18 protein-coding genes are annotated in these 14,483 nt (G+C 51.1%); 3 read left to right on the top strand and 15 right to left on the bottom strand.

The window, feature by feature from the left end; genetic code table 11:
* Window positions 1-327 precede the first annotated feature (327 nt).
* From DPO_RS25365 to DPO_RS21115, 5 genes are all read right to left on the bottom strand, one after another.
* Window positions 328-1,695 carry an O-antigen ligase family protein gene (locus tag DPO_RS25365; RefSeq protein WP_006968416.1) on the bottom strand — a complete coding sequence of 456 codons (1,368 nt, stop codon included), beginning with the start codon at window positions 1,693-1,695 and terminating at the stop codon, window positions 328-330.
* Entirely contained in the window at window positions 1,692-3,164 is a 1,473-nt protein-coding gene (locus DPO_RS21130) for a glycosyltransferase family 4 protein (protein ID WP_006968415.1), read from the bottom strand. Before DPO_RS21130 ends, DPO_RS25365 begins: the two co-directional genes overlap by 4 nt.
* Window positions 3,161-4,264 carry a non-hydrolyzing UDP-N-acetylglucosamine 2-epimerase gene (gene wecB, locus DPO_RS21125; RefSeq protein WP_006968414.1) on the bottom strand — a complete coding sequence of 368 codons (1,104 nt, stop codon included), beginning with the start codon at window positions 4,262-4,264 and terminating at the stop codon, window positions 3,161-3,163. The genes DPO_RS21130 and wecB overlap by 4 nt, the downstream gene beginning before the upstream one ends.
* A 45-nt stretch (window positions 4,265-4,309) precedes the next feature.
* Window positions 4,310-5,539 (bottom strand): glycosyltransferase family 4 protein, encoded by a 1,230-nt coding sequence (locus DPO_RS21120; RefSeq protein WP_006968413.1) that lies wholly within the window; start codon window positions 5,537-5,539, stop codon window positions 4,310-4,312.
* Window positions 5,540-5,639: 100 nt separating this feature from the next.
* Complete coding sequence (locus tag DPO_RS21115) at window positions 5,640-7,109, bottom strand: heparinase II/III family protein (RefSeq protein WP_201765660.1); 1,470 nt, start codon at window positions 7,107-7,109, stop codon at window positions 5,640-5,642.
* Here DPO_RS21115 and DPO_RS25905 point away from each other — a divergent pair.
* Window positions 7,095-7,424 (top strand): hypothetical protein, encoded by a 330-nt coding sequence (locus tag DPO_RS25905; RefSeq protein ID WP_201765659.1) that lies wholly within the window; start codon window positions 7,095-7,097, stop codon window positions 7,422-7,424. The two genes, DPO_RS21115 and DPO_RS25905, sit on opposite strands and share 15 nt — an antisense overlap.
* A gap of 31 nt (window positions 7,425-7,455) precedes the next feature.
* On the opposite strand, the gene DPO_RS21110 is transcribed toward DPO_RS25905, so the two are convergent.
* Together DPO_RS21110 and DPO_RS21105 are read right to left on the bottom strand one after the other, a co-directional pair.
* Window positions 7,456-7,680 (bottom strand): hypothetical protein, encoded by a 225-nt coding sequence (locus DPO_RS21110; protein ID WP_006968410.1) that lies wholly within the window; start codon window positions 7,678-7,680, stop codon window positions 7,456-7,458.
* A gap of 231 nt (window positions 7,681-7,911) precedes the next feature.
* Window positions 7,912-8,805 (bottom strand): endonuclease/exonuclease/phosphatase family protein, encoded by an 894-nt coding sequence (locus DPO_RS21105; RefSeq protein WP_006968409.1) that lies wholly within the window; start codon window positions 8,803-8,805, stop codon window positions 7,912-7,914.
* 103 nt (window positions 8,806-8,908) lie between these two features.
* Between DPO_RS21105 and DPO_RS26795 the strand changes: the two genes are divergently transcribed.
* Window positions 8,909-9,136, top strand: a complete 228-nt coding sequence (locus tag DPO_RS26795) for a type II toxin-antitoxin system Phd/YefM family antitoxin (protein WP_006968291.1) — start codon at window positions 8,909-8,911, stop codon at window positions 9,134-9,136.
* Complete coding sequence (locus DPO_RS21095; RefSeq protein ID WP_006968408.1) at window positions 9,124-9,510, top strand: type II toxin-antitoxin system VapC family toxin; 387 nt, start codon at window positions 9,124-9,126, stop codon at window positions 9,508-9,510. The genes DPO_RS26795 and DPO_RS21095 overlap by 13 nt, the downstream gene beginning before the upstream one ends.
* A gap of 353 nt (window positions 9,511-9,863) precedes the next feature.
* Here the strand turns inward: DPO_RS21095 and DPO_RS21090 are convergent, their stop codons facing one another.
* From DPO_RS21090 to DPO_RS21060, 8 genes are all read right to left on the bottom strand, one after another.
* Window positions 9,864-10,094 carry a type II toxin-antitoxin system HicB family antitoxin gene (locus tag DPO_RS21090; RefSeq protein WP_006968407.1) on the bottom strand — a complete coding sequence of 77 codons (231 nt, stop codon included), beginning with the start codon at window positions 10,092-10,094 and terminating at the stop codon, window positions 9,864-9,866.
* A gap of 807 nt (window positions 10,095-10,901) precedes the next feature.
* Window positions 10,902-11,105 carry a type II toxin-antitoxin system HicA family toxin gene (locus DPO_RS24815; RefSeq protein WP_083912116.1) on the bottom strand — a complete coding sequence of 68 codons (204 nt, stop codon included), beginning with the start codon at window positions 11,103-11,105 and terminating at the stop codon, window positions 10,902-10,904.
* Window positions 11,102-11,356, bottom strand: coding sequence for a type II toxin-antitoxin system HicB family antitoxin (locus tag DPO_RS21085; RefSeq protein ID WP_006968406.1), 255 nt, complete (start codon window positions 11,354-11,356; stop codon window positions 11,102-11,104). Before DPO_RS21085 ends, DPO_RS24815 begins: the two co-directional genes overlap by 4 nt.
* Window positions 11,357-11,544: 188 nt before the next feature.
* Window positions 11,545-12,600, bottom strand: a complete 1,056-nt coding sequence (locus tag DPO_RS21080) for a Gfo/Idh/MocA family protein (protein ID WP_006968405.1) — start codon at window positions 12,598-12,600, stop codon at window positions 11,545-11,547.
* Between the two features lie 113 nt (window positions 12,601-12,713).
* A complete protein-coding gene (locus tag DPO_RS21075) occupies window positions 12,714-13,304 on the bottom strand; it encodes a hypothetical protein (protein WP_006968404.1) in 591 nt (196 codons plus the stop codon).
* Between the two features lie 131 nt (window positions 13,305-13,435).
* Entirely contained in the window at window positions 13,436-13,645 is a 210-nt protein-coding gene (locus DPO_RS21070) for a type II toxin-antitoxin system HicB family antitoxin (protein ID WP_006968403.1), read from the bottom strand.
* 87 nt (window positions 13,646-13,732) lie between these two features.
* Window positions 13,733-14,050, bottom strand: coding sequence for a nucleotidyltransferase domain-containing protein (locus tag DPO_RS21065; protein WP_006968402.1), 318 nt, complete (start codon window positions 14,048-14,050; stop codon window positions 13,733-13,735).
* Window positions 14,023-14,418, bottom strand: a complete 396-nt coding sequence (locus tag DPO_RS21060; protein WP_006968401.1) for a HEPN domain-containing protein — start codon at window positions 14,416-14,418, stop codon at window positions 14,023-14,025. The genes DPO_RS21065 and DPO_RS21060 overlap by 28 nt, the downstream gene beginning before the upstream one ends.
* Window positions 14,419-14,483: the final 65 nt, after the last annotated feature.

Raw genomic sequence — 14,483 nt, 5'->3', positions numbered from 1 at the left:
GGGGTTGGTTAACAACCATAAGGTCTGAAACAAACAATTAGCCACGGCATGGTACTGAAGATTTTCTGGGGTCCAGATGGACCAGGGGCCGTGTATCAAGCATTACGCTGATGCACACTCGCCTTGAACCCGATGGGTGACTGGTGCGGATCAATAAGCCGCAAACCAACACGCCGAAATAACAGGTGCAAACCAGGAATAAAGGCCGTAACTGTTGGACTGACAATAACCGGAGTAAGAGCAGTCAAGGAAAAAGGAAACTTTTTTCACAGGGGAGGTGTTTTTTTCCTTGACTGGCCCTTTAATGGGTGACCCCGCGCGCCGCGTTTAAACTTTGCGGAGGCCGGCGGCGGCGAGGGCGGTGAACAGGAGGGCATTGGCGGGGATCTGGAGGTTGCCGTCGGAGTAGCTGTGGATGAGGATGGCCACCACCGCGCCCATGGTGCCAAGGGTAATGCCCATGGTCTGGCGGCTGCGGCTTTTGAGGCGGATGAATCCGGTTCGGAAGAACCAGTAGAGAAGGACCAGCATCACGGGGATGGCCGGGATGCCGGCTTCGGCCGTGAACTGGAGATAGTCATTGTGGGCGTATCGGGATAGAAGCGAATACCCCGGAGCCTGGTAGGGCGGATATGCCACTGCAAAGGTGCCCGGTCCCGTGCCCGTGCCCGGATAGTCGGCGATCAGGGCCCGGGTGCCTTTCCAGAGATTGCGCCGGTGGGCGATATGATCTTCCAGATTCCCCTGGGTCAGGGTGATGATGCGCTCTACCACCGGGGTGCTGGCCATGACAATCGCGGCCGTCACTAAGATGCCGACCAGCAGATATCCCACCAGCCGCTTGTGCACAAACCCCTTCTTGAACAGCAGCACCACAGCCATGAACACCATGGCCACAGCCGTGCCAGTCCATCCGCCCCGGGACAGGGTCAACGCCTGGCACACAACCAGAAACAAGGCCAGGGCAATCATGCCGATCCGGGCTTCCGGGGATCGTGACCGGGTCAAAAACATGCCCAGCATCATGGGGATGGCCATCTCCAGGAATCCGGCCATGTGGTTGCGGTTGACATAGGTGCCGGTCAAAGAGGTTCCATAACCGGCTTCTTTAGAATAATCCCACCAGGCAAACACCAGGACATCAAACCGCTTGAGCAGCCCCACCACGCATAAAAAAGCCGCCGTGCCCACCACCACCCAAACCAGAGCCCGCTGCTCTTTCCGGGAACGCACGGACACCACCACCAGCCAGAAAAATCCCAGATACGTGGCCAGCATGATCAGTCCCTGAACCGCCAGGGCCGGATGGGGCGACATTGCCGTGGACCACACTCCCAAAGCCGCCACGGGCCCGATCACCCACCAGAGATACCGGCCCGGGGTCAGCCCTTCCCGGATGCCTGTTGCCGCATCCGTGTTCCGGCTGCCGGGCGCCGGTTTCTGGCTCTTTTGCGACATCTGCGACATCTGCGACATCTGCGACATCTGCGCCTCCAGCTCCTGCCGACTACCCCTGCGCCCGCTTTTCCTTTTGTGCGGCTCCTTTTGCAGCTGCTTCACCACCACCATGATCCCGCCCAGCGCCACCAGGATCTGGATCACTGTCTGGGCCCAGGCGTGTACGGAACCCCGCATCAACGGACTCAACGACACGATCACACAAACAATGATAAATGCCGGATTTTTCATAATCATTGGTTGAGCTTGATCAGGGTGTCCAGCACGGTGCGGCGCAACTGCTCGATCCGGCGCAGCGTGAAGGGAGTCAGGGGATTGTTGACCACATCCCTGGAGATGGACATAGAGCCGAATTCACAGTCTTTGGTAGCCAGGGGCAGCATGATGTGCATGGCACTCTGCCATTCCATCAAAGCAGGGTTGGTATTGCCGTTGCTGAACTCAAACATGGGGACCCGCTGTTTCAATTGATTGCACTGGCTGTCGCACAGCTTGAGCTCGATGAAATCCAGGTCCAGAAAAACCGCCACCTCCAGAATCCGCTGCCACAGGGTGTCAATGTCCGGGGATTTGGAGATCTCGATCTGGTGGTTCAGAAAACTGCGGCGCTCATGGCGGAACCCGGCCTGGTCGGTCATGTCCTTGAACCAGCCATAGAACTTGTCTGAAGCCAGGTACTCGAAATATCCCAGCTTGCGGATCATCAGGGCCGCCCCGGCCCCCATGATCACCAGGAAAAGCCCGGCCTGCTCATCCCGCAGATTGGTCACCACCAGGGCCAGTGCGCACAGCCCCAGGGTAATGGAATAAATGACCAGCACGGCTTTGCGGGTGGTCAGGCCCATGTTTACCAGACGGTGGTGAACGTGCCCGTTGTCCGGATGAAACATTTTCCTGCCCCGCAGAAACCGCCGCACGGGCGACAACATTGTGTCAAACAGCGGCACCCCCAGGGCCAGCAGCGGAATGGCAATGGCAGCCCCGGTCTGGCTTTTGATGGATCCCATCACAGACAGGCATGCCATGGCATACCCCAGAAAATAACTGCCCCCGTCCCCCAGAAAAATGGACGCCGGATTGAAATTATACCGCAGAAACCCCAGCACACTCCCGGCTATCACGGCAAAATACAACCCCATCAGATAATCTTGCTTGATAATGGCCAGGATCATCATGACCAGGGAGGCAAACAGCACCACCCCGCCGGCCAGCCCGTCCAGCCCGTCCACCAGGTTGATGGCATTGATGAGCAGCAGAAACCAGAACACGGTCATCAGATAGCTTAAAACGATATGGTCCAGCAGATCGAACCCAAAGAAAACCGCGCCGATCCTGGCACCGCCGGCAAAGGCCAAAGAGGCCCCGATGATCTGAAACAAAAACTTGACTTTCGGCCCCAGGCGCCGGAAATCATCATAAAACCCGATACCGAATGTCACCACTGAACCGGCAAACAAAAACCACAGGCTCTGGTCCACCACCACCCGGGCCGACACATCCGTGCCCACGATTCGCATGATGACCACAGAAATGACAAACACCAGGAATATGGCCCCGCCCCCGGTCCTGGGAATGGCACTGGAATGCACCTTTCTTTCATCCGGCACATCCAGGGCACCGAATTTTTCTCCAAACTTTCCGGCCAGCGGTGTCAGAAAATTGGATAAAATCGCTGCCAGAAAAAAAGATACCAGAATCGTGGTCATACGATCTCCGACATAATCTTGACGATACGCTCGCCGGTTCTGCCGTCCCAAAGTGCCGGGACAGAACCCTTTTTCCACTTGCCGGCAAACAACCGGTCCAGGACCGGTCCGATCCGGGCCGGGTCCGTGCCGATCAGTTCATTGGTGCCGATGTCAACGGTTTCCGGCCGCTCCGTGCTGTCCCGCAGGGTGATGCACGGTACCCCCATCACCGTGGTTTCTTCGGTGATCCCGCCGGAATCCGTGATCACGGCTTTGGCATGTTTGACCAGATAGTTGAACTCCAGGTAGGGCTGGGGCGCCACCAGATGCAGGTTGTCCGGCACATTTGCCATCTCTTTCAAGGTGCGGGCCGTTCTCGGATGCACGGGAAACACCACGCCAAGCCCCCGGGCCGCCTCCCCAATGGTTGACACCAGCCTGGAAAATCCCTCCAGTGCATCTACATTGGCCGGCCGGTGCAGGGTCACCACAAAATAACTGCCCGGTTCCAGCCCCAGTTCCTCCCAGAACGCCGGGGGCGTAAGCCGGTCCATGTTGGTCATCAATGTATCGATCATGGTATTGCCCACAAAAAAGATCTGATCTTCCTGAATCCCTGCCTGCCGCAGATTGGCATTGGCCTTTTCACTGGTCGTAAAAAACCAGTTGGTGATCGCATCGGTCACCACGCGGTTGATCTCCTCGGGCATGGTCCAGTCCCCGGACCGGATCCCGCCTTCCACATGGGCCACGGGCACGTTGCGTTTCCGGGCTGCAATGGCGCAGGCCATGGTGGAGGTCACATCCCCCACCACCAGGCACAGGTCGCTGGGATCTTCCATCAGCAGTGTCTCATACCGCACCATGATGGCCCCGGTCTGCTCAGCCTGGGTTCCGGACCCCACCTCCAGGTTCACATCCGGTTTGGGGATACCCAGCTGGTCGAAAAAATCCCCGGACATGCAGGCATCATAATGCTGGCCCGTGTGCACCAGCCGGAAATCCAGGTGCCCGCCCTGATCTTTGAATGCGGTGAGTGCCCGGATAATGGGCGCGATTTTCATGAAATTGGGCCTTGCCCCGGCAATGATATCGATACGTTTCTGCTTCAGCTTCAATGAATACGTCCTTGTTTTTTTCTGTTTCTATCTTTTCGGCATTTCTTATTTTTTGACTGCGGTTTCCAGCTCTGCCAGCATTCGGGCGGCCAGGTTTTTCCGGTCATATTCCGGTGCGGCAGCCAGGCAGTTGTGTGTCATTTTTTTGTACACGTCCGGATCATGGGCCAGCGTCTGTAATCCCCGGCACAACGCATCGGCATTTTCCGGCTCAAACAACATCCCCACCCCGTGCTTTTCCACCATTTTTGCAGACTCTCCCATCACCCCGTGCAGCACAGGAATACCCATGCCCATGCACTCAAACAGCTTGGAGGGAATCACCGTGGTGAACAGCGGGGTTTTGCGCAGATGAATGATGGACACATCCAGCAGGGACCAGTATTTTGCCACATCTTCCTTGGGCACGGAGTCGATAAAAATTACATTGTCCAGGTCCATCTCTTTGGCTTTTTCCAGCAGATGCGCTTTTCTGGCCCCATTGCCCAGCAGAATGAACCGGAACCGGTCCCCCCCAGCCTGGTGCCGCACCTGATCCGCTGCTTCCAGAAGCGTTTCCAGGGCATGGGCCATGCCGTGCGTCCCGATATATCCCGCCACAAATTTGCCTTTCAGGCCGTATTGCGCAACCAGGTGATCATCCTTTTCCCGGGGCCGGAAACGCTCCAGGTCCACCCCGTTGGTCACCACAGTAATCTTGTCTCCTGGAACCCCCCGGCGGATCAGGGTGTTTTTAAATGAATGGGTGACCGAAACAATTTTCACTGCATGGTGATACAAAAATATCTCGATTTTTTCAAGCATCCGGATGATCAAAGAGGATTTCATGGCCCCCACAGCCTTAATGGATTCCGGCCAGATATCCCGAAGCTCAAACACAAACGGGATCTGCCTCATCCGGCTGATCAGAAACGCGGCACAGGCGGAAAAAAACTGAGGAGAGGTGCTGATCACCAGATCCGGTGCCTTGACCCTGGGCGAAATCCCCACAGCCGACACCATAAAACTGACATAATCCAGGATCCGCTTTACAAACCCTTCATTGGCCGTGATATAGCTCCACACCCGGATCACATCGATGCCTTCCATGTTTTCGGTCTGCACCAGCTTGTTTTTATACCCTTCATACACCCGGCCGCTGGGAAAATTGGGCACACAGGTCATCACCGTGACCCGGTGTCCGGCCCTCACCCACTCCCGGCAGTGCTCAAATGTCCGGCTGGCCGGGGCATTCACTTCCGGCGGAAAATTGTCGGTGATAAATAAAATATGCATCGTCAGCCGGGGTCAGGCCTGCGTTATTGTAGTTATTGCCACACATGTAATAAAAAAGGTTCAATAACTACAATAACGCAGGCCTGACCCCAAATCTCCTTTAATTGAAATAAAATGTCATGAAGGATGTCTGTCCAGGCGGGGTGAGTATAAGGCATTTGTTGGGGATGGATCTGCCGAACTCGGGATGATACAGGGTGTCTGTCAGGGTGCAGTGTGCATCAGTGGAGAAATTGATCCTGAGATCTTCCAGGGCGATTACCTGTTTTTCCAGATCCACCTCTGCACCGGGATACAGATGATAATACACGGCCATGTGATGTCCGGGGTTTGATAGGGTGTCCGTGATCTCCAGGCGGTCGTGACCCAGGATCCATTTCCGGCAGTGCAAAGGCCCGCCCCCCTGCCTCACATACCCGTCATGGCAGCACTGGATCTGCACCCGGCCATCCGGCAGTTCATCGATGCGCAGATCTTTCGGATACGCCCGCCGGGCCACCCGGAACCCGCCCCAGACCTCGGAGGAGTTTTTCTTGTCCACGCACACGGTGTTGTGGGCTGCGGTCCCTCTCTGGGCCAGCCTTTCAGCCGAAGCACCATAACAGGAAATACCGGAATTCACCAGAATCCGCCTTCCAGCCACAGACAGCTCAAAACTCAACGTGTCGGCATGGGCATGGCCCGGCAGATAATCCGGCCCGATCCGCCCCACATCCGCCAAAAGCAGCACATGCCCGGCCTGGACCCGCACATATCCGGTCTCCGGAAGATGTGTCACCCCTGACTCTGAAGGCTGCGCCCCCCCGGGCTCCGGAATCGGCGCCCCCGCCTGTTCCGCTCCGCCCCCGAACAAAAACCCCAGCCGTCCGGCATAGTCTTTCAGCTCCCCGGGCGCCGCCGCAATCCCCAACGCCGCATCATTGAAAAACGCGATCTGCCCGTCCGGATGACACATGGCATCCAGCCACGCCACCATTCCGGGAATATGTTTGCCGCACAGTTCCGCAAGGTCATGCCCCCTTACATAAGCCCGGGTCACATTCACCAGATCCAGCAGATCCTCCAGCACAATGGCATGATACATGGGGCTGAGCTCAGAATGCCCGCCATCTTCCAGCACCTGCTCCGGAATCTGCTTTTTCAGAATCTTTGCCCCTTTGGCCAGCCAGGCATCCGCCTCTTTGCCCTGGAAAAAAAGTCCGGCAAACACCAGGGCTTTGGCATTGGCCAGCAGATGATTGCCCAGCAGGTGAAACTCCAGCCGCCGGAACAGATACCGGGCCTGAACGGACAGGCTGTGTACGACATCGTCCTCCAGCCCATCCCCGGCCAGCCCCCATTTGATCCAGTTGACCACCCGAAGCGAAATCGGATAAGGCTCCCACCCGTTCCCGGCCCCCGGCGGATTCTCCCGGATCCACCTGCGGATCAGCCCCTGATGCAGCGCTCTCTTCCCTTCCGCCCCCCTGCACCCCAGATCATCAAAATAATGCAGGTTATACAGCCACAGCTTTTCCCACGCCGGATTGTTCCAGTCTTCAGGACTTTGAACGGTATGCGTCTCATTCAAAAAAGTGGGGGTCAGGCCTGCGTTATTGTCGTTATTGATGGATTCGGGTTTTGGGCAGGGGAGGTGCCAGATGCCTTGGGGATTTCTTGGATCTGGGGCCGGGGATATATCCGGCCGGGGCTGGTGGAGCCGGAACCACACCCGCCCATAAATCTGGACCGGCTTCAAGTACCGCAGGGTATGGAAATATTGCACGACGATGAAGATGCCAATCAAAAGGGATCAGAAATCGCAAGATTAATGCCGATAAAATCTTTGACATTATGTGTTACCAATTTCAGATTATGGGACACGGATAAAGAACCATTAAAATAGTAAATCAATATATTTGTATCGATCAGATATTTCATATCCGGTCCCATTCATCACGTATGCTCCGGACTGCTTCTGCCGGATCAGAAATGGAACTGATTCCATAAAAAGTTTCAGGAACAAACTTTTCTTTTTCTGTCTGTATAGAATCATCAGCAGGGAAAATTATTACTTCAACTTTGTTATACTTAAAGTCTTTGGGAATATTGATTACACAACCCAATTTATCCAAATCGACTATTTGTCTGATTGCTTTCATGATAACACCTGCCCCGCTTTGTAATTTTAAAAACCAACATGGTGTATGATAGTCTTGATACACAACCTGTCAAGACATCCATTCACCATTGGTCATGGATACATTTAAATTCATGATACCCCTTGCCGACAGATATTTGCAACCCAAAAACTTTTCTCACGTTTTTGAAAAACAAAGCTTAAAACTCCAAATAACGACAATAAAGCAGGCCAGACCCCCAAACCAAATGCGTCACCCCTGCCCGGGGATCAGAATATCCGCCCGGACCGGGAAATGATCCCCCGGACTCTTCGGGATCACCCGGGCGTTTTTCCGTCCAAGGGCGGCGGAGACAAACAGAAAATCGATCCTGGGCGCGATGGGAAAATCCAGCTTGGTATAGGTGCCTTTGAAATAATCCAGGGACGGCCAGAGCACATCATCGAACCCGGGGCAAAGCTGGCGGACGGTTTTCGAAAACGGGATGGTGTTGAAATCTCCGCCCAGCACCACATGATCGGGATTCTTCTTGTCCAGCCATGCCATCAGTTCTTTGACCGACCGGCTGCGGGCCGATTCTCCCATGAGCTCTTTTTTGACAAACCGCACCATCAGATCTCGGGAGACCGGCACCCGGTCATTTCCCGGGGTGACGAACCCGACCCGGTCCAGATGCACGTTCACCACCCACACCCGGGTGCCGTGCATGTCAATCTCCACGGCAACGGCACCGGCCCCCCGCCGGCTGTCAGTAAAATATAAGATGTCATGACCCAGCACGGGCAATCCTGACAGGATGGCAATCCCCATCTGCGTCAACTGGTCTGAATCATGATCCGGCAGAAAAACAAACCCGGGCCGGTTCAGCTGCCGGGACAGATACGCGGCTTCCTTCTCCCCCCGCACCTCCTGGAGCAAAAGCACATCCCGCACCCCGCAGTCCCGGATAAACGCGGCCACCTGGTCACTGTCCAGGGGATTGCCCCCCACAATATCCCCGATATTGCAGGTCATGACGCTGACGGCTTGTTTCATTTCATCCCCTGTCCTGTTCAGGGCAAACCCCATGGGCAGCCCGATCACCACCAGGATCAGTACCCCTGAAACAATCAACCCCCTTGCATGGCTGTGAAGATGCCAATTCATTTTTGATACTGAGCCCCTAATAATGAGTTGACAATCATGGTTAAGCCAGCTAAGCTAACCTTTAATAATATCCAATAACATCCGACCAAAGAGAGGTATCCAAATGGAAGTGATAAATATTTTTGATGCCAAGAACAAACTTTCCAAACTGATATCCGATATTGAAACAAAAAACACATCATATCTGATATGCCGCAATGGAAAACCCGTTGCTGAAATAGTCGCACACAAGGCCAAAAACCGGTTAAAAGGCTCTCCCGAACTGCATGTTGATATAAACGGGGCGCTTTTTGACGATGATATGAGCGGAGACTTTGAATGTCTGCAATAATGCTTGACACCTGTGGATTGATCTGGCTTGTAAACGGAGGCGGCAGGATTTCACAAGACACATTGAAATCAATTGAACAAGCCGATATTGTCTATGTAAGTGCCGCAACCGCATTGGAAGTCGGATGCAAAGCGGCCATAAAAAGACTCGAACTGCCCATGGATGCGGAAAAATGGTATGAAAAGGTTCTTTCAATCCACGATCTTGTTGAAATACCGGTAACCGGTAAAATTGCATTATTCTCAGCCTCCCTACCGCTTATTCACAAAGATCCGGCCGACAGAATTATTATCGCTACTGCCATTTTAAACCGTCTTCCTGTTGTAACGCATGACAGCCGGTTCCACCGATATTCAGTTGAAGTCCTCAGGTAATCGCGAAAATGGTGTCCGATCAGCAATCGGGATCATCACCTCTGCTCGGCCCAATACCCAATCCCCCAACAATTATTTTTCCAGGTGATAGCCTGCCCGCAAAAATTTGTGACAAAATGCAAGAAACACATATGCAAAAACGTGAAGATCTTTGAAAAACTCGTTGTTATTTCGTGAAATAACAATCGCGCTAATTCTTAAAAGCCGCTTTTTGCTCCCAAAAAGTGCACTCTAAGCCCATTTCAGCCCTTATATTAAGCATCATTAGCTGTAAAAACAATAAGTTGCCAGGGTCAGACCCCCTTTATCATTTGACAATATCTCGATACCGAAAACCGGACAGTCTGCCCATCTCAGCAGCCGACCACAACCTGAAGATCAAAAGTGTTTTCTATAGGCCGCAGAATCTTTTTTGAATTTCTTTCAGTTTGCGCCTCAATTAAACGTCTGGCGACATCCCGAGCGATCTCCAGGGTCTCGGCAATCGTTCTGCCCTGCGCTACCAAACCCTGGACATCAGAAGATGTTGCTAAATAATATCCTTCTGGCAACTGCTCTATATGGAGATTGATCATAGTTTCCATTATTTTCCTCCCTGGTCCAGCCCCCCAAAAAAAAAATGCATATTTTTCAGTATATGCAGCACACATGGAAAGTCAATCTATAAATACCCATTGCGGTCACAGGCTGTGCCGATGATCACTTAAAACCCCTTTTTAGCATCAAAAAGTATACGCTAAGCCCGATTTGAGATCAATTTTAAATGAAATAATGTGAAAAAACAAATGGTTAACTGGGTTAGACCCCCACGGCAGTTCAAGCAGGATGTGCGGCTATGTCAAAAAAGATATGGATTGAAGGTTCATACTACTTTACCCCAACAATTATTTTTCCAGGTGATAGCCTGCCCCCAAAAAGTGCACTCTAAGCCCATTTCAGCCCTTATATTAAGCATCATTAGCTGTAAAAACAATAAGTTGCCAGGGTCAGACCCCCTTTATCAGTTGACAACTTATGACAACTTATGATAATCATAGATCATGGAAATTCTTCAGATGCCTAAATTTAAGAAATTCGCTAAAAAGCTTCCACGACACCTCCAGCAGGTTTTGTTGGATGCGGTGGAAGATGTTATTTCACAAAAAAATAAAGGATCAACATGTTAACAGCAGAACAGGTGATAAAAGAAATATACCTCCTTCCAATGGAAGAGAGAAAAAAAATTTGTCATAGAATTTAATTTCCAAATTCCGGGATCAGGCCAGTGCACGGGAGTCAGCCAACTTAACACTTATCAGTTCAGCAGGCTATTCAAAAAAGAATATAATAAGTTGCCCAAGGAAATTAAAAAAAACTTTGATGAAAAGTTATCTCTATTTTTGAAAGAACCGTCACAGTAAACTTTTGTCAATACCGAGTTGCCGACACACAGCTGCAATCGTACCAGCCTTCAAATCTTTTTGACCCCAATCCGGAATAGTTGTTCCTTTTTCTGTTGTCGGGTTGAACCATTTTCGATGTGAACCACCACTACGACGAGGGATTTCTTTGCATCCCAGACTTTTTAACTTTTTAGTCAGTTCTCTGTAATTCATACTTCAGCCATAATCAATGAATCAAAAAGTACTGGTGAACCCGTATTTTCTGTCCTGATTGTTGCTGGAAGTTGTTTGCCTGAATCAGCATAAAGTTCAAACACAGCTAAAACTGCATCATTCACACATGTATTAAGTTCTTCGATTTTATCAATTTCTGTAATTAATTCAGGTATCAAAGGGCTTGTTATTGTCCAACCACCTTCCACCTGGGGTTCCAGCAGCAAAGGAATTTTCAACATTTTTTTCATGGTCATATCCTTTATTCTGTTATTATTTCAGTAATCATTCATCATTTTTGCAAACATCTGTCTTGAGTCTATAGCAGTTATCGCCGAAAATAACAAATTCCATCATACCGGTTCATTACAGATCCGGCCTGGAGGGCGAGCCAGGGATTGCGCTCCAGATCATGGGGTCATACTTTACCCCCCAATAACTACAATAAAGCAGGCCTGACCCGCAAGGCGGTGACCCCGACGGCCTTGCGGGTGCGGAGGGATTCTTTTGCTGCAAACGTACACGCCGTGGTCCGGGCCAGGGAGTCAAAGGGGATGGGGGAAGGGGCGCCGGTTTGAACGGCCTTCAGGAAGGCGGCGATCTCCTGGGTGAACCCTTTTTTCTGGCTGCCTTTGAGGCGTTTTTTGCCGCGCCGGCCCATGCACCGGGTGGTGCAGAAATTGTCCATCACAGCGGCGGACTCATCGGCAAACACTTCGCAGTATTCCTTGGCAAGATCAGACGGCCCCACAGCCACATAACAGATCTGGGCCACGGACCCGTCCCTGTACTTGACGGCAATGGTCACATTGTCCTCAGCCATCAGCGCGGCATTGGTGCTGTCCACACACATGGCCTGGACCGCCACGGGGTCGGCCCCGATCACAAAAGAGGCAAAATCGATAAAATGGCAGACCTCTCCCACAATGCGGCCCCCGCCCACCTCCGGGTCCTGGACCCAGACATCCGGGGGGATGATCCCGGCATTAATCCTGTAATTGACCATCATGGGGGTCTGGCGGCCCTGGAAGTAGTCGCGGATGAATGCGGCATGGGGGGAGAACCGGCGATTGAAGCCGACCATGAGGATTGGTGTGGAGTGAGGCGTGAGGGGTGAGGAGTCAGGCGTGTGGGGGGATTTGTGGAGGGTCTGGTGGATGGTCTGGAGGTCTTCCGGATTCAGGCACAGGGGTTTTTCCACAAACACGTGCTTACCCGCTGCCAGGGCCGCTGTCACAAACCTTGCATGGGAGTTGTGCCGGGTGGTGACAAACACGGTGTTGATCTGTTCATTGTCCAGCACCACCTGAAAATCCGTGGTGGCACAGGAAAACCCCTCTTTTTGTGCGGTCTGGCCGGCATTCATGCCCGTGGCAGTGCACAGGGTGTTCAGATGCACATCCGGCTGTTTTTTCAGGGCATCATCGATATCAAACCGGTGGGTCACCAGTTTGGACGAGGTCACGGCCCGGTCCGCGTCCTGCCGATTTTTCACAACACAGCAACAACTTCTCAACATGGGGGTAACATGGGGGTAACATGAGGGGTAACTTGGGGGGGGAAGCGGCGGTTGAAGCCGACCATGAAAAAGGAAGGAAGGAAAGAACGCTATATCAAGAAAGTGAAAAGCAAGAAAAATTCAACTGCAAAGACGATTAAAAATATGACAATTCTGCGGGATTCGCCAAACCCTTCTTCATGCCATTTAAAATTATTCAAAAATTCCGGAGCTGAAAGAATCTCTTGCTCTCCTTTCTCTATCTTTTCAAGCAACCCTTTTACCATACGTATGTTCGGTTCATTTCCGGATTTTTCAATGAACTTTTTCCAGAGGTCAGCCGCCGATTCGATGTGGTTCATATCATAGAAAACAGCGCCAAGCTTGAACAGGATATTGGGATCATCGGGCCGCTGCCTCAGGCATTTTTCATAACATGAAACCGACTGGGAAAATTCCCTCTGGCCGGCATGTCTTCTTGCCATGTAATACAAAGCTTCAAAATGCATCGGATCAAATTCAAGCGCCTTTTTATACCGGATATCGGCATATTGGTCATTTCCCATTAAGGCGTGAACAGCCCCTCCAAATGCATATTTTGAAGCCTTGTTGCGAAGAGATGCCCATATCGTATATATGGCAAGGCCAAGTCCTATTATTGTTGCTAAAATTATTCTGATCATTTCCATTACAGGCGGCATTTATGCAGACATCTTTTTTAATTGTTTCATATAATCCGATTCCCGCCATTTATACGTGTCCTCCCAGCCCAGGGCATGCACGCCAGCAGCAGCACCAGGATTCCCCAGGCCTGACCCCCGGCTTATTACTATTATGCCCATTCAGGCTCTGGAATGTCCAGCTGTTCCATGGAAAAGCCAGGATCAAACGGAATATCTGTTTCAAGCATCTCTTTTGCGCCGATTTTCAACGACTCCAGCAGCGCATCCCGGGTTCTTTCCTGTGCGTTGACTCCGGGTAAATCCACCAACCAGCCGATCCACCACCCCTGTGTTTCTTTGATTACCGCCCTGAATTTCATTATCTACCTCACAAATTCAATGTCCAGGTCTTTACATATTTACCTCCCACAGATTTCATAAATCCATGACAAGATGATACCCAAAATCTAAGCAACCCTGATTCCGGTTCTGAGGATTCTCTTAACAAACGGATTATTACTGTTAAAATCTAAAGGATTATATGGTATTGGCTCAAGGTCGCAACTGATGCTTAATTTAATACGCCTGATCTTGTCTCTGTCGCCAAAACGTTCACCTTTAAATGCGGTTGACACGATAGCCAGATCAATATCGCTCCAGTCATTGAATGTTCCCTGGGCATAGCTCCCAAACAGAAACGCGCGTTCTACCTTAATATTATTATCTTCCAGTTTTGCTATAAACTGGTTAATAATTTTCAATATTTTATCTGGGATTTCAGCCATATCATCGTCTCGTTAATTTTTTGATAATAATCTGCACTAAATTTTCTTGTACACCTTTTATAAAATTCGCTCTTGTATTGAGGGTATCTTACTTCCAGATTAAAATCATTCACTTCATCCAGCAAAATTTCTTGTTCCATAGAAAGATCAAGTTTACTGAGACGGGCCAATTTCACAAGATTGTGGGTTTTGGGTGGTAATTGGTTGTTATTCGCTTGAACATATAAAGCTTTTAAAATTTTTTCTAAAACCAAATGTCCTATGAATAAACACCAATCATATTTGGCTGCACTAAACAAACTTTGAACAGTATCCCAATCGTGATCTGCACTGTCGAGCCAATATTTAATATGTTCTTTTATATCCACATTGCACCATCTTTTGAACTCAATCAGAGTTGCCTGGAGCCTAACGCTTAACTATATACCAATTC

It is taken from the genome of Desulfotignum phosphitoxidans DSM 13687, from assembly GCF_000350545.1.
GTDB lineage: Bacteria > Desulfobacterota > Desulfobacteria > Desulfobacterales > Desulfobacteraceae > Desulfotignum > Desulfotignum phosphitoxidans.
This window is presented reverse-complemented; position numbering and strand designations above follow the sequence as displayed.